The 23,986-nt window shown below is 33.1% G+C and carries 16 protein-coding genes and 1 pseudogene; 11 read left to right on the top strand and 6 right to left on the bottom strand.

Going from position 1 to position 23,986, the window contains the following annotated elements:
- Nucleotides 1-358 precede the first annotated feature (358 nt).
- Both ACQVV1_RS28845 and ACQVV1_RS28840 read right to left on the bottom strand, forming a co-directional pair.
- A complete protein-coding gene (locus tag ACQVV1_RS28845; protein WP_242253852.1) occupies nucleotides 359-1,168 on the bottom strand; it encodes an alpha/beta fold hydrolase in 810 nt (269 codons plus the stop codon).
- 136 nt (nucleotides 1,169-1,304) lie between these two features.
- Nucleotides 1,305-1,570 (bottom strand): annotated as a pseudogene (locus ACQVV1_RS28840) (CD3324 family protein).
- Between the two features lie 101 nt (nucleotides 1,571-1,671).
- Between ACQVV1_RS28840 and ACQVV1_RS28835 the strand changes: the two are divergent.
- Nucleotides 1,672-1,830, top strand: coding sequence for a hypothetical protein (locus ACQVV1_RS28835; protein WP_180250212.1), 159 nt, complete (start codon nucleotides 1,672-1,674; stop codon nucleotides 1,828-1,830).
- 148 nt (nucleotides 1,831-1,978) lie between these two features.
- Here the strand turns inward: ACQVV1_RS28835 and ACQVV1_RS28830 are convergent, their stop codons facing one another.
- From ACQVV1_RS28830 to ACQVV1_RS28820, 3 genes are all read right to left on the bottom strand, one after another.
- A complete protein-coding gene (locus tag ACQVV1_RS28830) occupies nucleotides 1,979-2,569 on the bottom strand; it encodes a hypothetical protein (RefSeq protein WP_309260367.1) in 591 nt (196 codons plus the stop codon).
- 168 nt (nucleotides 2,570-2,737) lie between these two features.
- Nucleotides 2,738-5,812: a type IV secretory system conjugative DNA transfer family protein gene (locus ACQVV1_RS28825; protein WP_431169881.1), complete on the bottom strand. Its 3,075-nt coding sequence runs from the start codon at nucleotides 5,810-5,812 to the stop codon at nucleotides 2,738-2,740.
- The gene (locus ACQVV1_RS28820) at nucleotides 5,784-7,334 is read right to left on the bottom strand and encodes a replication-relaxation family protein (RefSeq protein WP_336376819.1); all 1,551 of its coding nucleotides are present in this window, start codon (nucleotides 7,332-7,334) and stop codon (nucleotides 5,784-5,786) included. Before ACQVV1_RS28820 ends, ACQVV1_RS28825 begins: the two co-directional genes overlap by 29 nt.
- Before the next feature lie 539 nt (nucleotides 7,335-7,873).
- Here ACQVV1_RS28820 and ACQVV1_RS28815 point away from each other — a divergent pair.
- The 3 genes from ACQVV1_RS28815 (at nucleotide 7,874) to ACQVV1_RS28805 (ending at nucleotide 11,019) form a co-directional block, all read left to right on the top strand.
- Nucleotides 7,874-8,560, top strand: coding sequence for a hypothetical protein (locus ACQVV1_RS28815; RefSeq protein ID WP_431169880.1), 687 nt, complete (start codon nucleotides 7,874-7,876; stop codon nucleotides 8,558-8,560).
- Between the two features lie 576 nt (nucleotides 8,561-9,136).
- Nucleotides 9,137-9,571 carry a hypothetical protein gene (locus ACQVV1_RS28810; protein WP_001006720.1) on the top strand — a complete coding sequence of 145 codons (435 nt, stop codon included), beginning with the start codon at nucleotides 9,137-9,139 and terminating at the stop codon, nucleotides 9,569-9,571.
- Entirely contained in the window at nucleotides 9,571-11,019 is a 1,449-nt protein-coding gene (locus ACQVV1_RS28805) for an FtsZ/tubulin family protein (protein ID WP_431169879.1), read from the top strand. The genes ACQVV1_RS28810 and ACQVV1_RS28805 overlap by 1 nt, the downstream gene beginning before the upstream one ends.
- 25 nt (nucleotides 11,020-11,044) lie before the next feature.
- Here the strand turns inward: ACQVV1_RS28805 and ACQVV1_RS28800 are convergent, their stop codons facing one another.
- Nucleotides 11,045-11,794: a MerR family transcriptional regulator gene (locus ACQVV1_RS28800; RefSeq protein WP_336376817.1), complete on the bottom strand. Its 750-nt coding sequence runs from the start codon at nucleotides 11,792-11,794 to the stop codon at nucleotides 11,045-11,047.
- A 2,951-nt stretch (nucleotides 11,795-14,745) separates the two neighbouring features.
- On the opposite strand from ACQVV1_RS28800, the gene ACQVV1_RS28795 reads away from it, so the two are divergent.
- From ACQVV1_RS28795 to tnpA, 7 genes are all read left to right on the top strand, one after another.
- On the top strand, nucleotides 14,746-16,059 hold the full coding sequence (locus ACQVV1_RS28795; RefSeq protein WP_431169878.1) for a DNA primase: 1,314 nt from the start codon (nucleotides 14,746-14,748) through the stop codon (nucleotides 16,057-16,059).
- A 383-nt stretch (nucleotides 16,060-16,442) separates the two neighbouring features.
- Entirely contained in the window at nucleotides 16,443-17,564 is a 1,122-nt protein-coding gene (gene tnpB / locus ACQVV1_RS28790) for an IS200/IS605 family element RNA-guided endonuclease TnpB (RefSeq protein ID WP_431169882.1), read from the top strand.
- 386 nt (nucleotides 17,565-17,950) lie between these two features.
- A complete protein-coding gene (locus ACQVV1_RS28785; RefSeq protein WP_000533687.1) occupies nucleotides 17,951-18,181 on the top strand; it encodes a hypothetical protein in 231 nt (76 codons plus the stop codon).
- 22 nt (nucleotides 18,182-18,203) lie between these two features.
- The gene (locus ACQVV1_RS28780; protein WP_431169877.1) at nucleotides 18,204-19,175 is read left to right on the top strand and encodes a sigma-70 family RNA polymerase sigma factor; all 972 of its coding nucleotides are present in this window, start codon (nucleotides 18,204-18,206) and stop codon (nucleotides 19,173-19,175) included.
- 312 nt (nucleotides 19,176-19,487) lie between these two features.
- Nucleotides 19,488-21,125, top strand: coding sequence for a hypothetical protein (locus tag ACQVV1_RS28775; protein ID WP_431169876.1), 1,638 nt, complete (start codon nucleotides 19,488-19,490; stop codon nucleotides 21,123-21,125).
- A gap of 20 nt (nucleotides 21,126-21,145) precedes the next feature.
- Nucleotides 21,146-23,461: an adhesin gene (locus ACQVV1_RS28770; protein ID WP_431169875.1), complete on the top strand. Its 2,316-nt coding sequence runs from the start codon at nucleotides 21,146-21,148 to the stop codon at nucleotides 23,459-23,461.
- 143 nt (nucleotides 23,462-23,604) lie between these two features.
- Nucleotides 23,605-23,986, top strand: a 382-nt coding sequence (tnpA, locus tag ACQVV1_RS28765; protein ID WP_431169874.1) for an IS200/IS605 family transposase, incomplete at its 3' end; no start/stop codon positions are given.

Genomic DNA, 23,986 nt, shown 5'->3' with positions numbered 1-23,986 from the left:
AATCTATAAAAGATAATAAAAAACTATATGGAAAGACCGCATTTTGTATAAAAATATACCTTAAGTTGATGGATGTGGGGTAGCACCACATTGCCATCAACTTAAGAAATTAAATGTTCCCCAAAACGAAAAAAATGAATTAAATCCTCATGGACACCTATGAAAAGATGAAATTTTCGTTTTGGGGGCACTTCAAAATGTTAGCTTGATGGGCGTGTGGCGGGACCCCATATTCTGCTGATGCTTTGAAATAAATTTAGACATATAGACAAAATCCTAAATTACGAATTGTCTTGTAGCTCCATGAATATCTATTCGCGCTATTGTGTTTATACACTGCTCATTGATAGTTTCCCGATTAATTCTCAATAACATCGTGCAACCTCTCAGCAAACTCTTTATGATGCACTGTGTTATAGCCCACATGGTTTCCGGGAAACTCTGCGAATTCTGTTTCGAGGTGTTCTGCTAAGTTGACCGCGCAATGGTAAGGAAAAGATTCTCTTGAATTACTTCCGCCGGATGGAAGTACCTGTATCGATACAGGTTTTAATGGGGTCTTTAATGCATCGATGTTTAAAGTATAGCTGAGAATTCCAGGGATTTCATACTCAGTGAAATAAGTCGAATTAACAAGTAGTCGCTCTGTTAGCATATCCTTTGATGGTCCGGAATTACTTTCATCAATATTTGACAATAACTTCATGACTTCACTTTTATGATTTCTCTTAAGATCTTCCATGAAATTTATAGCCTGCTTCAACTCATTTTCAGGTAAAAGTTGTAATAAAATCGGTTCGTGTGGGATTAGTAACTGTACCTGCTCAGGATGGCATATGCACAGATCAAGTCCGATGACAGCACCAGAACTACTTCCGAATACATAAGCCGGTTCATTGGTCAGATTGGCTAGCAGCCGATGAGCGTCTTCGCTATGTGTGTGCACATGATAATCCTCAGTTCTATTGACGAGATTACTACGGGAATGACCACGACGATCGTAAGTAACAACGGTATACCATTTAGCAAGATGGTCGGCGATATTATGGAACTTGTCGGCATCACCACCCCCACCATGGATCAAAAGAAGAATTGGACCCGAGCCACGCACCTCATAATAGATGCTCGCTCCAAGTACTTGCAATGTTCCGTTTTTTACTATACTCATTTGTACATTCTTCCTTTCTTTTGTCATCTCCCTTAACATTACATGATTGGTGAATGATATAAAATGCAGGAAATAACTAAGAAACAAATTCACCATAAGAAAAAGTAATGAGCATCATTTCACCAGTACTTCCTTTTTATTCATTTAGAGTAGATAATTTTTTGATTGTTTCAATGGAGAGGTGATATTCATCAGCTATTTGATTAATCGTTCTACCGTTTAATAGAAGCATTTTATTTCATCGATTAGCTTTCTTGTTCCGGAACGTGTACCCTGTCTCTGATGAGAGGCTTTAGATTTAGGAATATATATTGTTTCTTCTTGAACATACTTCTGAATTTCTAATATCAGCTTTTTAGGTAAAATAGCCGTCGCTTTTAAATAGCTTTGCCTGCCCCATATCTGCCTGTATTAATCCATAAACGCGTTCGATTGCTCGGTGGATATCATGTGTACATTTGCACATAATAAGATTGTTAAACGTTAAAGTCAGGAGGGTTTGTATGCAACATAATAAAAAAGCTATAGAAAAGTCTAGTTCTATTATGAAACCAAATTTTGCAGAAACTGATGCTCAAAAAGTGAAACAAGAAATTCAAAATGATGTAAGAGAAGGACAAGGAGCAATGACTTCCCGAGAAGCAGGTGCAATGAGGGATTAAGAAACCACTCCTTACTGTTGTTATTTTATTTTTCTAGTGAAATTTTAACCAGTAAGGAGCCATTTAATAATCTGCTTTTGTTTCTTAAAAAGTCGTTTTACACTTTGAAATAACGTTATTTCATGTAAGTATCTCAATTAGAGATAATCTATATTCCCTTTGACTTTTCCAAAAGAAAGTTTAGATTGCCGTGATATAAACAATTCCAAAATTGTCTATTGTAGTCATCATTATTTATTAATATGTTAGTATCAAACTCCACTAATTTGTTCTTTAATTCATAAAAAGTGTTTATTAGATCATGACTTTTGTAGTGTTCTTGCTCTAATAGTTGAATCCAACATTTTTTAAAGTAATTGAAGCAGCAATACATTTTCTCTATAGAAGAATTAACAAAATATCTTTCTACTTTTTCCGTAATCTCATGTTCTAGCTCATATATTTCTCCTGTGGGTTGGTAGATAGTAAGTAGATTACCTGAGTCCATATTGCTCCCAATAACGAGGTATCGTTTAAACTTCTCTAAACTTGCTAAAAACGCTTCTGTATATTCTTTATCCAATATCGATAAAGAAAAATCATTTTGTTTTGTCCAATCCACTACATCTAAAAGAAAACCATTTGAATAGGTGTAAAATTCTACATTGAGACATTCGAATTCGTTTCCTTTAATTTGATGATTAAGTAAAAAGTGCATACTATCAATGGGCAAATTTAATTTAGCTATTTCCAATGTCATTCCTCCAACCCTTAATATTTAATCTATTTTCTCCTTCTACACAAACTCAATTAAATTTTAGCATAAAGAAATGATCTCCTTGGGGAAAGTTATATATGAAAAAAATAGGTATGAGTTTACGACCCACACCTTTTTACCAGTAGAAATATTCGTTATATGCTTAGTGTATCAATCACGATCAATGTCACCGTCGATATATTGACTGAGTTTATCCTTAATTGCCGCACTTTCTGGAGTTACTTCTGCTACTTTACGATTGTGAAGACGAGAGCCACCTTCCATTTCATCTAAAGGTAATGTGTTTTCATCATCTTGAGGAACAGTAGCAGCCATTTGTTGTAACCATTGCATTGTTAAGTTAGATGTTGTATTTTTACCATTGATTTCTGCAGTTCGCTGAATTTCCTGTTCCTGCTGATTATGGGTTACAGTCGATGTGTAAGCAGGCTCTCTATATTGTGGTGTATGCTTCGCCCTTGGCACTTCTATTGGAGTTTCAGTAATAACTGGTGCTTTGTTGTTAAGTTCAATAGGTTCTCTATGTTTACTTGTATCTGGTACATTTTCTTTTTGAACATCGATTACTTCATTAATTTTTGCGGGTTCTGTTGTAGTAGAAGTAGCAATTGATGCTGTAGCGTCCTCCTTTTCTAGCTTAGGAGCAGAATTTCTTGAGTAATCTTGCACAGACTGATTATTTGTTAACTCACCTTCACTGTCAGTATCATCGTCATTATTATAAAAATCGTAAGTATCAGGATTTAAAGTTTGTAACCAACCTTCTATTGCAGTAGGCGCTGTTTTAGGCGTACTCAAATCCTCAATTATAGTTTCTTCACTATCAACATCTGTATCTGTGACATAATCATCATATTTAATTTCCGCATTCAATGACTCTTCACGAATTTTTAGCCAATAAGCAGCTGCTTCTGCATCAACTTGAATCTTAGCTGTTTTAAACTCAGCGGCAGGAACGAAGTTAGCATTTACTTGTATTCCTCCTTGAGGAGCATTATCTTTTACAATTTTAGCAGCACACTGGAATGCTTTTTGAATTAAAATGTCATTTTCAGAAAGAATGGGTACCTCTGTTTTCGAATAAGAGTAGGATGTTCTACGAGTACTTTGTGTTTTTGTTTCTGCTGTTACCATATCAATTTCTTGATCACCTTCACGTGCCTCATAAATTGTTTTCGTACCCATTAGCTTACTAAATAATTTAGCGTCTTCATTTGTAACATCACCATAAACAAGTTTATTACGAAATGTACCTAACAGAATATCCATGAATCTTGGTCCATGTTCAATTGCTAATTGACTAATGGTTTGTGCAATAACAATTAAAGGTGTTTTATATTTACGTGATTGAGCAGGAAAACTTTTAAATGCTTTATAAATGTAATCCGCAAACTCATCGACTAAAACCGGATGATAAGGAGATACGTTAGGCTTACGACGGAAAACAGCGTTCTGTACGGCATATAAACACAACTTACCGAATGCATCAGATAAATCAGAAAGTTCTCCTTTCGCTGTATTTACTAACAGAATACCTCCAAATTCCAAATGCTTCTCAAAATCAAAATCCGATGGACCACATAAAACACGTCGGAGCAGAGGTTGAGCAGAAATATCATTTAATGTGTTTCGTAAACCGCGAACAAAGGTTTCTTGTTTATCAATTATCTTTGGTTGACCATAGTATTTCCCTTCAGTATGATAAACAACTTCCCCTCCCCCACGACCACCAGAAATTTCAGGAACATAATTTAAATCAAACCATTCATCTACCTGTTTCATTATGCGCCAATGGTTTCGTTCATCTCTATCTGGAATAGATTCAATATCATTTGGAAGTCGTTCTTTTAATTTGAGATGCATCTCAAAAACGAGATTAGCATCATTATACATATCAATTAAATGCTCAAATCTGGCTTCAAATTTAGAATCATGGAGTTTTAACAAATAAATATGTTGTTTAAGATGGGAACGCTCAGACTGAACGAAGAACGGATTTCCTGCTCCATTATCAGAGAGACCCGTTAATACTGAACATAACATCTCAGCAACTTTATCAACTGGACCACGTACAAAATTTATTGAAGGGGTATCAGGATTTGTTGGGTCTAAATAGAAAATAACACTTGCGGGAATTTTGTGTGCTAATACCAATTTATATACTTTTTCGCAGAAGTCATTAGATGGCTCGATAACTGTAAGACCATTAACCTGCGTTCCTTTTACATCCTCTGAATGATAATCTTTTCTTGCATATAAGGTTTTAAAGTTATTAATCATGGAAGCCATATAGTCAAGAATTTGATTGGCAATTGGCAAACCTAGTGCAGCTGATTTACCTGTACCAATGTTACCGATGATCATTATATTAAGCGTTAAAGACTTGCCCTGTATAACTGCCATTTCCCGTGTAGCACTGTTAGGACCAAGAAAGATATCGGGTTCTGGCAATTTTGATGGATTTTTTTCAGTGAAAAATCTGTGTAATGAAGTAGCAAGTTTTCGTTGACGATTATCATTCAAAAAGGAAAGCATCCAACCAGGTATTTTAAATACGTATTCCCATTTTCCGAATGCATCTAAAAGCTCTTTTTTATGTTCATAAAAAATCTTAAAGAGCCATAAGAGTACGAGAATAATAATAATTACAGGTATTGCAAATACAAGGTGCATGATATTACTAAAATTTGAAAGTATAGTATCCTCTAATCCTTTGTCATTTAGTGAAACTTCTCCAGCTTTCGAATTTAAGAATGGAATAAATATTTTAGCTAATGGAACACTAAACGCCCATAAGTACTGGGCAACTATACCAATTAACATCATCGAGAAAATAAACCATCTACGCTTTATCTCCTGATAGGTCTTAACCTTGGTTGATAGTTGCCAAGTATAAATTAAAATCCAAAAGCTAAAAAAGGTTTCAATGTAATAATTAGTTTCAAACGGATTACCGAAGATACTTAAAGTAGGCAATGGAGCGCCCATTTGTATTGACCAGAAAGAAGCGTATTTATATATTCCTCTAAAAGCAAAATACCAAGCTAGCAGAAGTAGTAATGTTACAACATAGTAAGATGAGCGGGCTGCTAAACGATATTTCCAGCTTTTTGTAATGTCGATTGTAACTGTATAGGAACTTTTCTTGCTCTTTCCGGATTTTGGATCCTCCCCATTACCTGGTGCATTATTGAGTTCAGCATTCTTTTGAACTGCATTCTCCAAATTCTTGTTTCACCCTCTCTTTTAACGAATAAAAAGCAGCGGTGAAATTAAGCAATTCAGCAGAAGTAGCCAATAATATATTCTCTGGTGCTATGGAATTGTGATACAAATCAGTAAAAATGGCTTGCTGCCCATGCTCTAATTCATCCGCTTCATATATCCCCAAAATCTTAATTGGGTTTAGTGTTCGGTGTTGATTTTGCATGGCCAACAATCCTGATAATTGCTGTAATTTAAAGTGTGTGTTAACCTCCCCTACCTTAAGTATTGTTAATATACATAATATTTCTAAGTAATCTAAAGATTTTTTTTCTTCATCAGGTGCTTTTTTTCGTAATACCAAAATGTCATCTGTTAGCTCAAGTAGTTTAAAATGCTGAATCCCTTTCGCTTGAATTTCATTTTTATTAGAAATCCACTTTACCGAATAAGGGAAAGAAGAATTTATGTTTAAACGTTCAGCGATTTTGTTGAGCAAATGACTTTTGTTTAAACTATTAATTTCGCGAATTTCATGAAGAATATTATTTATTACAAGTGCAGATCCACCCATATTGCTTACGTAAACATTTAGGTTATTCACTACACTTAAACGTGGTATATTGCTGAAAGCCTTTTTTAAATTTGTTACACGTGTAGTTCTTTTTTTGTAAGTAGAAATTGTGTGATAGGAATCATCGATTACTGAAAATAATACGTAAAACTGTTTAGACGGATTGGAAGCAGCGATATCAAGATATTTTTTTAGTTTGTTTTCTAGAAATGGAATGTTTTCTGTTCCTGTATCAACTTCAATATTGATAATAGAATCGTTACATGTAAGAACCCAATCAGGAATGATTAATGGGTTTCCCTTTGAATCTAGGTAAAACTCTTTAGATGGACGAAATGAATAAACGAGTTGAGGTAAATCTGGTTGGAAGGAAACGGGTTGAAGTTCTGGCTGAAACATTTCGCGATACTCTTCATCTTCGTATAAGAAGTAAACATCATTTGAATCGGAATACATTAGGTTAGGTAAATGTAAGTTTTGCTTCACAATTGAGTTTAATGGAAAAAGATAATCTCCCTTACCACCTACAATTGCACCAGTATGTTCATTTTGGGATTCTGCTTCAAGTAAATTTAATACAAATTGTGTAATAGCTATATTGTGTTCATACTGCCTTTTGGTAACAAATGAGGTACTACAATTAGAAATTAATTTCAATCGGTATAATATTTCAACCCCTTTTGCAGAGATAGAAACAAAATCCAATGTAAATCCACGCTTTTTTCTCACACTGATGTTTTCTTTTTTTATTAATTTCATTTTATCCCACTTGGTTAGCTTTGATGAAAATGTAGTTCGGCTTATAGGTTCCCCACTTATCAATTCATAAAATTTACGTAATTGAATTTGAGATACTGTTCGTTGTTCATATAAAAATAAGACTGTAAAAATGTCAGAACGATTAAAATAAACTCCACGATCATTCTCTCCGACGATATATTTAACGGCATGATCAAATGATTTTTTCAATTTTAAACACTCCCTTGATATGGAAATAATATACGGAAACTTGCATGAAATCGGGTGCAATTGTCATGAAGTGAAAGTAATTAATGTTGGATAAATTAAGCAGTTCAGTACATAAAAATGATTAGTGTATATTTTAACTGAAATTTGCAAAAAAGTAACCCGTTATCCCCTATGGACTCTCGGTTTAAAAACAAATATTACTTCGGCAGGTTTGGGTAATTAAATTCAATGATATCAAGTGGAAAATTCCTATTAGTGTTCGTCATTTGTACTTCGACATAGATAAAAGAACATATGACGAACACTAATGATGAAAAAAAGGGTTCGTCATATGTATCTCGTCATATATGTGTAGAGTATCAAAAATAGTTAAAATGTACAGTGAATATATTTTTGCATAGATGAAATTAAGTATTAAACAGAATTGTATTTAATTCTGTAGAGGTATCCGTTTGTCAGAAGGAAAAATTACATCATAAAAGAAATAAGTAAATAAACATAATAAAGTAAATGAAAATTGTGTATATTTCATATTTTGCATGTTAAAATCTGATTTAAGGGGTGAAAAAATGCGGAATTTGAACACAGAATATGGGCTAATAAAAGCAATTATACAAAGTGAATTTGAAACAGACGTTCTTTATAACAAGGTAACTAACACATTAAATAACGAATATGAGATAATTCCATTACAGTTTGCTGCTCTAGATCCTTATAAAATCTACAATACTTCACAAGTTAGTAGAATATTGAGACTGAAACCTAATAAATTAAGGTATTTAATTAACAGATACGGTGAATACATCCAGTTAATAAAAAAAGGAACTAAATATGTTATTTCATTTAAAGCTGTATACAAGATTTATTTAGTACATCTATGTTTAACAAAGAAATTAATTAGTTTATCTGAGTTTAATCGCTTTATGGCTTTACATGTGAGTTATAGTGATTATATTGATATGAAATTGACAAGTTATACTGACAAGTTTGTAGAACTTAATTTCAGAGAAAAACAAATGAATGAAAATGAATCACAATTTTATGTGTTATTTCTGCAAATCTCAGAAATAACTACGGAATTAATAAAAGAAATAACGAAATATAACATGACATTGACATCCCCTTTCCTTTCTGTAGACAACCAACAGAAAAATGAGTTATTAAAAAAGAAGCAGGATCATAAAAATCTGTTTAATAAACTAAGTGTTTTATATAAAACTATATAGTTAAAAGAGTAATACTTAAGAAGTATTACTCTTTTTTTATAGGGTTATATACACGTTTTATTTATAAGTCTTTCATATAAGACCTTTAAATAGGACGTGTAATAATTCATGGTAATATTCTATTGATATGAAATTGATATAAAAGCATATAAAACCTTTAATAATAAGTATTTGTTTATACGTCTTATATATAGTTTGTATATATAAGATGTATAAATCAAATGATCATGATAGCAGTACATTATTTTAGGAGCGTTATATATTGGAATTATAATTCTAGATAAAAATATACATAAATACTGCACTCATATTTATTTTTTAATAGTTATTGTTAGTTATATGAAACCTGATATTAACATGTTTTATTTACTGCTTATATGAACGACTTTCATGTACGTCTTATATATTTGACGTTGATATATAGGACATTGTTTCGATTTTACATTTGTAAATATTATATAAGTCTTGTATATAACAACTTAATATAAGACTTATATATAATGACTTGATATACGTCTTACAATGATGTAATATGTTTTTAGGAATAATTAACCAACGTTTTAAGGGGGGGACAACTTGAACGAGGTATTAAGTGAAAAATATAAACAAAACAAATTCACTGAAGAAGTTGTGGAAATGTTTGCAGATATTATTGAAGAAGACGAAATACTCTACAATGTATTTCATTACATAGGATCTCAAGTAAACAAACAATACCAAGAGACAAAGTATATGAGAGGAATCTCAATAAATGAAATAGTAGAAAGTGTTGTTATTGATAGGAGAGTAAAGAAACCTAAGGGTAAATCCTATTCATTAGAACTTGAAAGAACTAACATTTCAAGAAGATCGGCAGAAGGTAGTGTTGCTACTTTAGCTTCAATGTCATTAATAACAGAAAAAATTATGCATCCGTATAAGTTTTTAATTTCAACTATTAGGGGACAACAAGTATTAGTTGAATTAGGAAAACGTAAAAAAAGTAATGAGAATAAGGGAGAGATAAAATAATGGCAAAAAACTTTCTGAAAAACGAAGTAGCTGTGAAAATGACTATGGTTGGTTTTGGTCAAGCTGGAACTAGAATGGTAGATAAGTTTGCTGAGTATAAGCATACAGACGGTACAGCAGTTTATAATTGCCTAGCATTGAATAGTAATGATGGGGATTTAGCAGAACTGAAAAACGTGCCAAAAAGCAACCAAGTTTCACTAAAATTAGGTGGTTTGGGTAAGAATCCTGAGCGTGCTGTAAAGGTGTTAGAATCTAATGAAGAAGCTAAGGAAAAACTAAAAGAATTTATAACGGAACGTGTTAGACCAACTGATGAGTTAGTGCTATTTTTTGCAGGTTTAGGTGGTGGTACAGGTACATCTACAATTATTCAAGCAATTGAAGAATTCTCTGCTTTTCATAATAAACCTGTAATTGCTGAAGAACTTAAAAGTATGGCAATGAAAATTCCTAGAGAAGAATTAATCAAAAATCAACAAAAGTATGCAAGAATTGCTTTCAATAATGCAATTGAACGTAAAGATTTTATTAAAATGGGTATTGTGGTTACACTTCCAGTTAGAGCAGATGGACCTGATGTACTGCGACAAGTAAATAAGTTCTCACAAGAAATTTGGAAGTTAGCAAATGATCCGGCTAAAGGCGTAGCATTTGTTGTATTTGCGGATAATCAACACTTCTATGATGAGTTTAAGGGATTAAACGAAAATGAGAAAAAAGGCATTGGAAACTCACGAGACTATGCAAACCAACGCATTGGAGATATTATTCATGAGTTAAATACAGCTGCTAATGGTTCAGGAACATCAGTAATTCTAGATTCTCAGGACTTTAAACGAATTTTACTAGAAAAGACAGGCTGTTTAGTAATTAATAAGGTTTCACGTAATATGAACCAAATTGAAAATAGTAAAGAAATTGTAGATATGTTCTCAGAATCATTGAAAGGAAGCTCATTCCATCACCCTATTGACCTGATGAAGACAAATGAAAATGGAGATTTAGAGGCATCAAAGGTACATCATTTTGGGATGTTAGCAATTTTAGATGAACAGAAGAACATTGATGATTCATTTATGGATGATGCAAAAGTAGAAGTAACAAATAAACTACCAATCAATGGAACTGTTTTTAATGGTTATTTAGTGAGTAAAAATGACTTTATGGGCAGCGTGTATACTTTCTATAAGACAGATGCACTACCATCACGTTTATCTAAAGGATTAGTTGAAGAATATAACGAATTTAAGGAAAAACAGAGTCAAATTCAATATACAAAGTCACAAATTAATACTATTGAAGCGCAAGACTCGGACGATGACCTCAATATTAACTTTGGTGATTACTTTGAATTAGAACCAGTTAAAGATGAAGAACCACAAACGCAAAATGATGAAGAATTAGCGGCATTTATGGATCCCGATAAGATGTTCGGAACAAAATAAAAAATAAGCCTGGAATTTTCCAGGCTTATTTTTCTGTTTTCATTACATTTTTCATGTATTCAATCATGTTCTCATCAATATAGTTTTCTATGAAAAGTTGTTTTCGCGCAAGATCTTCCTCTTTTTTAAACCAACCAACTTTTTTAATACGAGTTTCTTCTGGTTGTGAACTCCACTCTCTTTCACCTTGTTTTCTTAATTCTGTACGCGCTCTATGTTGAATTATTATATTATCTAGTCTTTCTTGTCTTTGGCGCTCTTTTAACATTTCAGGGTCTTCTGGTTCAGGGAGCACTGCACGTATAGCATCTTCAAACTTTCCTTGATACTCTAATTCAATGTTTTGTAAATGCATTTGAATCTTTTGCTCTACTATTTTTTCAATAGTCGCTGCAGCTTCCTGCATGTTTAATTGGGTTGAGACTTCACTGGTTTGATTTTCTGGAGAAACTGGTCTTAGTTCAAATTGATGTGGTAAAAGCTCAATAATTGCATCTAGCGACCACTTTTCATCCCTTTTTAGCTTGATAAATAACGCTATGTCTAAATCCAGTGTGTTATATAGCTTTTCATTTGTATTATTGGTTCTTAATGTTCCGTGTAATCCCTTTTCCTCTAGGATATTGAACCAATTGTATACAGTGTTATGATGTCGGCCTACTAGTTTTGAAAACTCTGTTATTCGCCAAGCTTTTTCAAAAGTATCTTCATGACTAGAGTTTGTATTATTGGACTCCATATGTTCAGTTGTATTTTTGTTATCTTGTTCAATCATCGTTGTACCTCCTTGAAATATAATGGCCATAGCAAAATGGAATTAACATATAAAGTGAGATTGACATGTTAAGTGTCTTTCGACGATATAAACCTCAATACCTTTATCGATTGACATTCACATGAAATATGTCATTGATATATAAAGTACCACTTGTTAACATGAAGTTGATAAATAAGGGTTTGGAATTAACTATTGCTAATGTCCAGTTAATAATCCGTTAGTTATTAATGATTATTGTTGCTATGAAATTAACAAATTAGTCTACAATATATTAATGATAAGAAAATATTAGTGATTTGTAAATAAATTATAAGGATATAGCATTAAACTTAAAGACTTAAAAACTAAAAAGTATGTATAAATCTAAAGCGAAAAGCCCATACTAATAGTAAATAAAGGCCTATATTTATTGTAATTTATGATACTCGGTAGTAGAAAACCAAGAACGGTATAGTTAATTGGTTTCAGTAAGTCTTTAGAATGCACGTGAAGGCTATTATAGGTTATTTAAGTACTTTTTATGCGGTTTAGTATAAACTCACTTTTTCTAGGGGGTATCACCCCTTACAAGTGATCTCTATATAATCAAAATTGATTTATTGTTTTTGGTTACTATCAAAATACTTTCAAGAATGATATCTTCTCCGATTTATCCAGTGAATTTTTCTATAGAAAAAAGCCTTTTAATAGATGTAGAATCTAAAACTCTATTTGTATGTATATTTTCAACTTTAGAATCAATGATTGTTAATGTCATGTCAATACGTATGGGTGATAGTTGATGTGACACTACTTTTAATGGATAACTAGCCCTATTAACATGTCAATCTCAGGTTACATATCAATTACAAATAAAGAAAAAGCCTTTAATTTTATTGTGTTACTAATAAGAAACTAAAAATTGTATGGAGTTCTTGATAGTTTTTAGCTACAGTTATAGTTCTTTTAGGATGTTTTCTTTTTTTGATTTTTCAATAGAAACCTGTTGTGGTAGATAAATTTTTAACTAATGCAGATTTCGAAGACCCAAGATCTGCATCTATGCGTATTACAACTACATAATTGTTAATATTATATCGGTGTTTAATGCAAATTGTTGATATGACATTAACAATATAGGCAGCATTTCTCTCTACGTATCGCTTTTAGACTATATATCAATGATAAACAAAGGCTAAAAAGCACTGAATTACTGTCGTCATTTATTATTGCGATTAAATTTTAACTATGTTTTGATAGTGTGAAAACATCTTTTAGGATAGATCATCACTAGATTTGCTTCGAGCAAACCTCCACAGAAGAAAATTTTCACCAATATAGATTTTGAAATCTCGAAATCTATAAACACTTTTACTTTTTGGTTCCTTATTGTCAATGTCATATCGATATCAATTAGAATAATATCAATAACAAAAGAAAATGAGTACTTAATATGTCAATCTCAGGTTATATATCAATGATAAATGAAAAGAAAACTGTTAATTTTTTGATGTCACTAATAAGAAACCATCAATTGTATGGATTTCTTGTTAGCTTCTAACCACAATTATAGTTCTTTTAAAGTGTTTTTGGTTTTTCGATAGATATCTGTTGTGGTAGATAAATTTATAACTAATACAGATTTCGAAGACCCAAGATTTGTATTTATGCGTATTTTAACTACTTAATTGTTAATGTCATATTAATGTTAAATACAAATTGTTGATATGAGATTAACAATATAGATAGTATTACTTTCTATGTGTTGTTTTTAGACTATATGTCAATGATAAATAAAGGGTAAAATGCTGTCATCATTTATTATCCTGATTAAATTTTTAACTATGTTTTAATGGTGTCGAGACATTTTCTAAGATAGATTGTCGCTAGATTCACTTCGAGAAAATTGCCGCAGGAGAAAAAATCAACCGATATAGATTTTGAAATCTTGAAAGCTATAAACGATTCTTCTTTTTTGAAACCTTATTGTTAATGTTATATCAACCTTATCCAAAATGATATTGATAACAAAAGAAAACAATCACTTAATATGTTAATCTCAGCTAACATGTTAATAACAAATGAGAGATTGAAAACCAGTTATCTTTTCATCGGTATCAACATGAGATTAATAGTTTCATGGTGTTTCTTTTTTATGTCTTACTAGCATTGAAACATTTTCAAAGGTAGTTTATTAATTTACTTATTTCCGTACAATCTGTTGGAATGGACTAATGTTCAACTAATATAGATCTTGAAGTTTAGATAGGTACAAACGTTTTTGATAAGTAGCTGCTTGTTAATGTTATGTTGATGTTAACCAGTGGATACTAGTGATAAAGTTTGCGCGCTTCTTTTGACATGTTAATCTCAGTTGATATGTCAATGTCAAATGCGGGTGAGATGTGTTGATTTTTTGTTGGTATCAACATGAGATTGATAATTATATGACTGTTTTATAGTCCTTATTCTAAAGTGTTTTTGAGTAGGATTAATTAATTTTGGACAAAATATAATGTTATGATGATTGTTTACAAGAAATATATTATGGTCAACAAGAATGCGCTTAATAGCGCGATTAATTGGTTAGTAGAGAGTATACTGTACCAAAAAAAGTTAGCAGAAAAACATTAGTGGACGGTTAATAAGGGGGACCCTTATAGCTTAGTAAATATAGATTGCTAAAATAGTATCTAATTTCGAAGAAGTTCTCGCTTCAAAAGGTCCAAAAGGGGTTAAGCAGTGAGATGCCCATGTATAATTATAGTGTGGAGTTTAATAATATTATAAGATTATTTGATTAAATAAAGAATTTTTAGTATATTCTTATTATAACTTGTTAATTTTTTTATTTTCTAGTGATTACATAAAGCCCTTCGGGTTACGGATTAAATTACACGTTTGTGTGGTATTTAACCTCCGTATTCCAAAGGGCTTTTTTATTTGATCAAGGGAAAAGGAGATATGTGATGTCAATTGAAAAGTTAGCAGCAAGTAGAATATTAAGGCCAGTGAGAAGCATGAATAAGGGGAGTAATGAGAGATGGTTTGAATATTATAGAACAACGTGCCCTATATGTGGTAAGCAAGGATGGTGCATGGTTAATGATTCTGAAACTAAAATAATATGTGGACGAATTTCATCAGAAACAGTATTCGGGGAAGCAGGCTATTTACATATAATAGCTGAAAATCAAAAAAGGGGATATGACTTTTCTCAAGATCAGATGATTAAGGAACATAGAAAGAAAAGTGATTACAACCTTGATGTTATTTACACTTTATTTTTAGAATTTTTAGACGTGCGGGATGAACATATTAAAATGTTAATGGGATCAAAACGTAGGATTACAAGAGAGGTGATAAATGTTAGAAATTACAAAAGTTTTCCTATTAAACCTTGGGATACTACGAAAGAGCTAATAAAAAAAGTAGGAGGGAAAACAAGCTATATTGTTGGAATTCCAGGATTTTATGCAAAAGAAACAAAGGATGGAAGATATTTCACGTTTGCAGGAAGGAGAGATTCTTTATTAATACCGCAGAGAAATATATATAATCAGATATGCGGTTTTCAATGTAGAATTGATAATCCTGAATATAAGACAGTTGTAAAAAATCATAAACCAAGCTTTAAGGCAGAAGTTATTGAGCAACCCAATACTATAGAAGTGACCTATAAAATCAATGGGAAGATAGAGTCTGTATTTAAAGGTAAAGTCGATTTTAAAGAATGGTATGAAATTAATTATGAGGGTGAAAAATTAGGTGAAGTACAATTAAAGTTAGAAAGTAAATATTTTTGGGTTAGCTCAGGTGGGAGATTTCATGGCACAGGAGCAGGGAACCCATTGCCAATACATGTAGCAGTACCTAGTCGGGAGCTGAAAAATTGGGAACGTGGAGAATTAATAAAAAAGGATAATGTATGGATTTCAGAAGGCGCTCTAAAGTCTGATATTGCTGCAGAAAATTTAGACGAGCTTCTAACAAATGAGGAAAAAGTATTGTATGGTACCACAGTTGTATCAATACCAGGGGTTAAAGTATGGAGAATATTAATTGAACCATTGAAAAAAATGGGAGTTAGACAGGCGACGTTCGCTTTAGATATGGATATGATTACAAATTCAGATGTTCAGCGGTCGTTATTAGAATGTGCCCAAACGTTGTATCAAGAAGGGATAAGTATTAATTATGCAAGTTGGGATATTACTCTTGGAAAGGGACTAGATGATTTACTGTTAAACGATTATATTCCAGCAATAGAGAAAGTGAGATAAAGGCTATTTTAATTGAAATAAGTTAAAAAACATATTAATAGGAGGATATAAATGATTAATTACTTTTCTATAGTATAACTAGAATGAGTGAATTTTTTAAAATCGAAATTTCTATGTTAATTATACAAAAATTACATATGAGATTCGAAAGAATATAAATTTGGAAGATTTAAAAGTAAATTTATCATTTTAGCCAAGAAGACTCCTTACTCAAGGAGCGTGAAGGGGCACAGCCCAGTGAGTAGGTGGAAGATGAATTGGCTTCGAGCAAGGGATGGCAGGAAGCCATCTTAATTGTTCGACATACAGAAAGTGTTACTCCACCATCTATCGAATATACGTTTGGTATATAATAGTCATATACCGAAATGGAGGTGAATCAAATAATGATTAATAAAGCCTATAAGTTTCGTATCTATCCAAATCAAGCACAAACAATTCTAATCAACAAAACGATTGGTTGTTCTCGCTTTGTATTTAATCATTTCCTATCCTTATGGGATCACGCATACAAAGAAACGGGGAAAGGTTTAACATATGGTACATGCTCTGCCAAACTTCCTGCTATGAAGAAAGAGTTTGTTTGGCTAAAAGAAGTGGATAGTATTGCGATTCAGTCTTCTGTTCACAACCTTGCGGATGCGTATACACGTTTTTTCAAAAAACAAAATAGTGCCCCGTGCTTCAAATCTAAGAAAAATAACGTACAATCTTATACCACAAAACAAACAAATGAAAACATTGCCGTTGTAGGAAACAAAATAAAATTGCCAAAACTAGGTCTTGTTCGATTTGCCAAAAGTCGTGAAATAACGGGACGTATTTTAAATGCGACAGTTAGACGGAACCCTTCTGGCAGATACTTTGTGTCATTGTTAGTTGAAACAGAAGTGCAAGAACTTCCGAAAACACAATCTTACATCGGAATGGATGTGGGACTAAAAGATTTCGCTATTTTGTCAGATGGAACAACCTATGAAAACCCGAAGTTTTTTCGGTCATTAGAAGAGAAGTTGGCGAAAGCACAGCGTGTTCTTTCGAGAAGAATAAAAGGATCTTCCCGCTGGAATAAACAGCGAGTAAAAGTGGCTAGAATTCATGAATACATGACGAATGCTAGAAAAGATTACTTGGACAAAATCTCGACTGAAATCATCAAAAACCACGATGTTATCGGTATAGAGGATTTGCAAGTATCGAATATGTTAAAAAATCATAAGTTAGCAAAAGCAATTAGTGAAGTATCTTGGTCACAGTTTCGAACCATGTTGGAATATAAAGCAAAATGGTATGGCAAACAAGTCATTGTCGTTTCAAAAACATTTGCTTCCAGCCAATTATGTTCTTGTTGTGGATATCAAAATAAAGACGTTAAAAATCTAAACCTACGTGAATGGGACTGTCCCTCTTGTCGTACATACCATGATAGAGATATTAACGCAAGTATCAATCTAAAGAATGAAGCGATAAGGCTTCTAACCGCAAGGACTGCGGGGTTAGCCTAATCAATTAGAGTTCGATAGAACTCTTTACTTAGGAATCCCTCACTTCTAAACGAAGTGAAAGTGGGGGTAGTTCAATTTTTACTCTTTCTAAACGGATGTTTTGTATGGAAGAATACAATACATCTATTATTTTAGACGTGTTCTTGATAGTCATCAAGATTTATATAAATATAATAAGTTTAATCATAAGGGAATGATGGATATTTTAATATCTCGGTATTTTTTTAAATTTTTAGAATAATTTATTTTACATTTTGTTATAATCCTATATCATATACATACAGGAGAAATTTGGAAGAGATTTAGGGCGGAGTTTCGTATCTATGTAATATCAATAGTAGTTTTTAATTACTAAATAATACTATTCATGTATACGAGGTGAAAAAATGGGGAGACGAGTAAACGAGAAGAAAACGAAAGAGCAGTTTTTATATGAAAGAAGAAGACAATTAGAAATAATGGAAGGTATTAGTAGCATCTGCAAAGGATGCGATACTTATATAGAATTGAGAAAAACGAAAGCACATAAAGAAGTGGCCAATACATGCGCAAGGAATTGTAAGTTGATTAGTAAGTTACAAAAGGAGACAAAGATGTTTTTAGAAACAATTCGTTAAAAATGAGAAGGGAGGAATAAGTATGAATCAATCATATAGCAGCTTGAATCGTGATGAGTCATTAAATAAAACTATAACACAAGGTTCTAATGCAAGAAGTATTAAGCCAATGGCTTATCCAGAAGGTAACACTTTTGAAATTAAGGAAATAGGAAATTATCAGGTACTTTCAAAGCAAGAAAGTTTAAATTTATTTCAGCGGTACAAACATGGTGAAAAGGATCTACGTGATTATTTGTTTCATGTGAATGTAGGGTTAGTATTATCTATTGCAAGAAAGTACAAAAACAAGCACCCTGATATAGAGTTTGATGATCTGGTTCAAGAAGGAAATGAGGGAATGTTAAGGGCAATGGAAGATTTTAATCCAGCTTTAGGCTATTGCTTTTCCACATACGCTTTTTGGTGGATACAAAAAAGGATGTTAGGAATTATATGTAAAAAAAGGTCGGGACCTTTTAAAATACCTAACTATGTGAATCAATTTAATTTAAAATATGTCGGATTAGAAGATAAATATTTACAAATGTACAACAGACCCCCTTCGGTGGAGGAAGTTGTAAAAGAGTTAGATGTAACTAGCGAAATAGTCATTAGGCACAACGTATATTATAAGCGAGCTACTACTATGACTTTGGATATAGATACAATAAATGAAGATATAGGTATATCAAATTCATCCCATGATGATAAATCAACAATTCCTTCAATAAATGAGATGGTAATTGAAGACTTAAATTACGAGATATGGTTAATATTTGATGAAGTATTAAACCCAAAACAAAAGATGGTACTAAATCTATGTTTTGGTCTCTTAGATGGTAAAGTGTATTTGCATAAAGAAATTGCAAAAGCACTTATGATAACAACTGAAAGAGTGTCACAAATAAAGGAAGAAGCAATTAAAAAATTGAAGAAATGTGACTATAAAGATGAAATTTTTAATCTACTACATGAAAAGTTGAAAGTTATGGATGAACTTAATATGGTGTGAAAATATAAACTCATATATCCCTGAATATTCAATGCAGTAAGTGTGTAGTATCTTTTTTTATCTAAAATTTGGAAAAAAGTGATGCATTAAGAGGAGAACATGTACTATGAATTCAATAGATGTAAAGTAAAAAGAAGGATAAATGGGTGCAGACCATTTATCCTTTTTTAATTTATCATGCTTAAAAAATAATATTATCACTAATTTTCCTTAGTTTTTTTGTGGAAATATCTAATGATTAATTATGAAGGATGAATAATTTAATTACTCTCATTAATGAGGTACTGATAGAAAGGAGGCTGTTGTTGTTTTATGCAAAATAATAGAAAAAGAAACGTAATTAAAGAAAGAATTAGACAAGAAAAAGAACGACGTGAGCGATTACTAGCAGAGGAAGAAGAACAATATGAGGATGTCTACAAAGATCCAATAAGTGAGCAAATACAACAAGTGCATTCAGAACAGCCGCGGAACCAACGTGAAGAAAGTGTAAATGTAAATTTACCTAAAAATGAATCTTCAAATAGTAACCCAGCTCTTGCTTGGATCACTACAATTCAAAAACAAGCAGGCACTTCTGAAAATGATTTAAAAATAGAAGAAGCAAGGGAACGTGAAGAAGTAGAAGCACGTAGAAAGGCAGAAGAAGAAGCAAGAAAACGTGAAGAAGTGGAAGCACGTAGAAAGGCAGAAGAAGAAGCAAGAAAACGTGAAGAAGTGGAAGCACGTAGAAAGGCAGAGGAAGAAGCAAGGGAACGTGAAGAAGTGGAAGCACGTAGAAAGGCAGAAGAAGAAGCAAGAAAACGAGCAGAAGTGGAAGCACGTAGAAAGGCAGAAGAAGAAGCAAGGGAACGTGAAGAAGTGGAAGCGCGTAGAAAAGCAGAGGAAGAAGCAAGGGAACGTGAAGAAGTGGAAGCACGTAGAAAGGCAGAAGAAGAAGCAAGAAAACGAGCAGAAGTGGAAGCACGTAGAAAGGCAGAAGAAGAAGCAAGAAAACGAGCAGAAGTGGAAGCACGTAGAAAGGCAGAAGAAGAAGCAAGAAAACGAGCAGAAGCGGAAGCGCGTAGAAGGGCGGAAGAAGAAGCAAGAAAAGAAGCAGAAGCTCGACGGAAGGAAGAAGAGAAAAAACTTGAAGAAGTAAGAAAAAGAAGATTAGAGGAAGAAAAGAAAATAAAAGAAGCACAAAAGAGACAAAAAATAGCTGTGGTGAAAAGGGAGCCCGATAGTGATGAAATTAAATTAAATAATGAAAGAAATCTACCAAATGAAACTAAATTTGAACAAGAAGAGAAAGTCGCAATCGATAAAAAAGGAATCTTAAATAATATGAAAAAATATAAGTACGCTATTATAGGAGTCGCATCAATTGTTTTATTAGTAGTAGCAGGTTTTGCCTTTAGCAATATGAAAAATTCACAGGCTGCATCTGCAAATAATGTAAATAGTTTAGAAGTTAATGCGAATTTAATAAGTGGGTTGAGATTATCTGCAGTTCAAAAATATCAAGATGCTGCCTTGGAATTTGATAAAGTCGATTATAAAAAGTTAGGAAAAGAAGATAAAAAGGCAGTTTTATTTACGTATCTATTAAGCGGTAAAGCACAAAAAGCAATTGACTTAGAACAAGATTTTGCAGAATCAGTAGTTTCATATTATATAGCTGTAGATAATTTGAAAAAAGTAAAAGAATTAAAAACAAAAAATCCACTAATTAATTTTGAAATTGCTGCATTAGATAACAAACATGAAGAAGTTATCAATTTAAGAGATCAAGTGCCACTAGATGGCAGAAGAGAAGGAATTATAGTTAATAGTTATTTGAAATTAAATAAATCTGAGGAAGCTAAAAAATTTGCTCAAAAGGTTGGAAATAAGGATTTACTCGAAAAAATTAATAATTATACACCTAATAGTTCTGCTACATCTGTAGCAACTATAAGTGCAGGTTAAGTAATGGGGAGGAATTGATTGTGCCTTTAGATTATTCGGAAATTTTCAAGAGAGTTTTACTTGCAACTACTGCTACTACCCTAAGTGTGGGGGTAGTTTCAGGCTGCTCGTTATTTTCTTCGGAAAAAAAGAGCACTAAAACAGCATCAGTGTCTAAAAAGAAAAAAGATACTGAAAAAGAAAAGAAGAAAGATGAGAAAAAAGATGAAAGTAAGAATGAAACGACTGAAAATTTAAATACTAACGATTTTGATGAAATCATTGATAATGCAAAGCGTAGCTCAGATCAAAATTTAGCCGGAATTATTGAAAATAACAAAACCAAAAAGAAATATGATGATTTATCTGATTCAATTGCGACCGCAGCTATAAATTCAGATAGAAATCTAGCATCAGTTATTGACGGTGATAAATCAAATAATCGTTTTTCAGATTTAAATACTTCAATAGCATCGGCAACAAACAATCCTTCTGTCTCGGATAATAAGGATAGTAAGAACTTTGTATTTGGTGGCGATTTAAACATTAATGATGGAGTTGCTATTGCAGATAACTCAATACCTCCAATTAATATTGATAAAAAACCACCAACTTCTGGTGATACAAGTGGCGGGGAAGTGAAACCGCCAACTGGTGGTGAAGGTAATAATGGAGGCGGTACAAAACCACCAACAGGCGGAGATGGTAATGATGGTGGAGGCGGTACAAAACCACCGACAGGCGGAGATGGTAACGATGGTGGAGGCGGTACAAAACCACCAACAGGCGGAGATGGTAACGATGGTGGAGGCGGTACAAAACCACCAACAGGCGGAGATGGTAACGATGGTGGAGGCGGTACAAAACCACCGACAGGCGGAGATGGTAATGATGGTGGTACAACAAAACCAGAAAAGGATACAGTGTCACCAGTAATTACAGCAAAGCAAGGTGTAACTGTACATGTAGGAGATAGTTTAAATGCAAGTGATTTAGTAGAAGTAAAAGATAATAAAGATCCAAACCCAGTAGTAACAGTAGGAGCGTACGATACAAGTAAGGCAGGGGAAATTCAAGTAACAGTAACGGCAACAGATGCATCAGGAAATAGCTCAAGTACAACAGTAACTGTCAACGTAGTCGAAAAAGAAGAAGAAAGAGATACAGAAGCGCCAGTAATTACAGCGAAGCAAGGTGTAACCGTACATGTAGGAGATAGCTTAAATGCAGGTGATTTAGTAGAGGTAAAAGATAATAAAGACCCAAATCCAGTAGTGACAGTAGGTGCATATGATACAAGCAAGGCAGGAGAAATTCAAGTAACAGTAACGGCGACAGATGCATCAGGAAATAGCTCAAGTACAACAGTAACTGTCACCGTAGTCGAGAAAGAAGAGGAGAAAGATACAGAAGCACCAGTAATTACAGTAAAAGAAGGTGTAACTGTACATGTAGGAGATAGCTTAAATGCAGGTGATTTAGTAGAAGTAAAAGATAATAAAGATCCAAACCCAGTAGTAACAGTGGGAGCGTATGATACAAGTAAGCCGGGTATAATATCAGTTCAAGTAACAGCAACTGATAATGTGGGTAACAGCTCAACTGCAACGGTAACTGTCACCGTAGTCGAGAAAGAAGAGGAGAAAGATACAGAAGCACCAGTAATTACAGTAAAACAAGGTGTAACCGTACATGTAGGAGATAGCTTAAATGCAGGTGATTTAGTAGAAGTAAAAGATAATAAAGATCCAAATCCAGTAGTAACAGTTGGAGTGTATGATACAAGTAAACCAGGTACAATATCAGTTCAAGTAACGGCAACTGATAAGGCGGGTAACAGCTCAACTGCAACGGTAACAGTAAAAGTAGTGGAAAAGGAAGAAGAGAAGGATACGGAAGCACCAGTGATAACACCAAAACAAGGTGTAACCGTACATGTAGGGGATAAATTGAGTCCAGGAAGTTTAGTGAGTGTAAAAGATAATAAAGATTCAAATCCAGTAGTAACAGTGGGAGCGTATGATACAAGTAAGCCAGGTACAATATCAGTTCAAGTAACGGCAACTGATAAGGCAGGAAACAGCTCAACTGAAACAGTGAATGTGGTAGTTCTTGAGAAAGAAAAACCAGAACAGAAGCCAGAACAGAAACCAGAACAGAAGCCAGAACAGAAACCAGAACAGAAGCCAGAACAGAAACCAGAACAGAAACCAGAACAGAAGCCAGAACAGAAACCAGAACAGAAGCCAGAGCAGAAACCAGAACAAAAGCCAAAACAGAAAAATGCAGGAACAACTTCTAAAGAGCAGGATAATGGATTACAGCCCTTCCCGAACGAGAAAGCCCCTCGCGTTTAGGCAGGGGATGAAAGGGAGGTTGGATAAGGAGTGCTACTAAAAACCGCAAGGTTTGTGGCACTCTAAGTATCCAAAATGTTGGTATCTTTTATTTTTTTCTCTTTCGTGTTGCAGTTTTATATTCCAACTGATACAATGCAAACATGATGAATGATTATAGAAGAACCAAAACAACCGTGTCATTAATTAACTATCATTTTGTGTTTTGCCCACGATACAGAAGAAAGATTTTTCTTAATACAAAAGTAGAAGAACGTTTCAAAGAGTTGGTTCAAAAAATATGCGGAGAATTGGATGTTTCTATTGTTGCAATGGAATGCGACAAAGACCACGTTCACTTGTTCTTAAATACACCACCAACACTTAGTCCTGCTGATACAATGGCAAAAATTAAAGGAGTGACATCAAAACGTTTGAGAGAAGAGTTTCCTCATCTTCAACACTTGCCGAGCCTATGGACGCGTTCTTATTTTGTTTCTACTGCTGGAAATGTATCAAGTGAGACAATAAAACATTATGTTGAAA

The sequence above is a fragment of the Bacillus basilensis genome, from assembly GCF_050630465.1.
Classification (GTDB): domain Bacteria; phylum Bacillota; class Bacilli; order Bacillales; family Bacillaceae_G; genus Bacillus_A; species Bacillus_A basilensis.
This window is presented reverse-complemented; position numbering and strand designations above follow the sequence as displayed.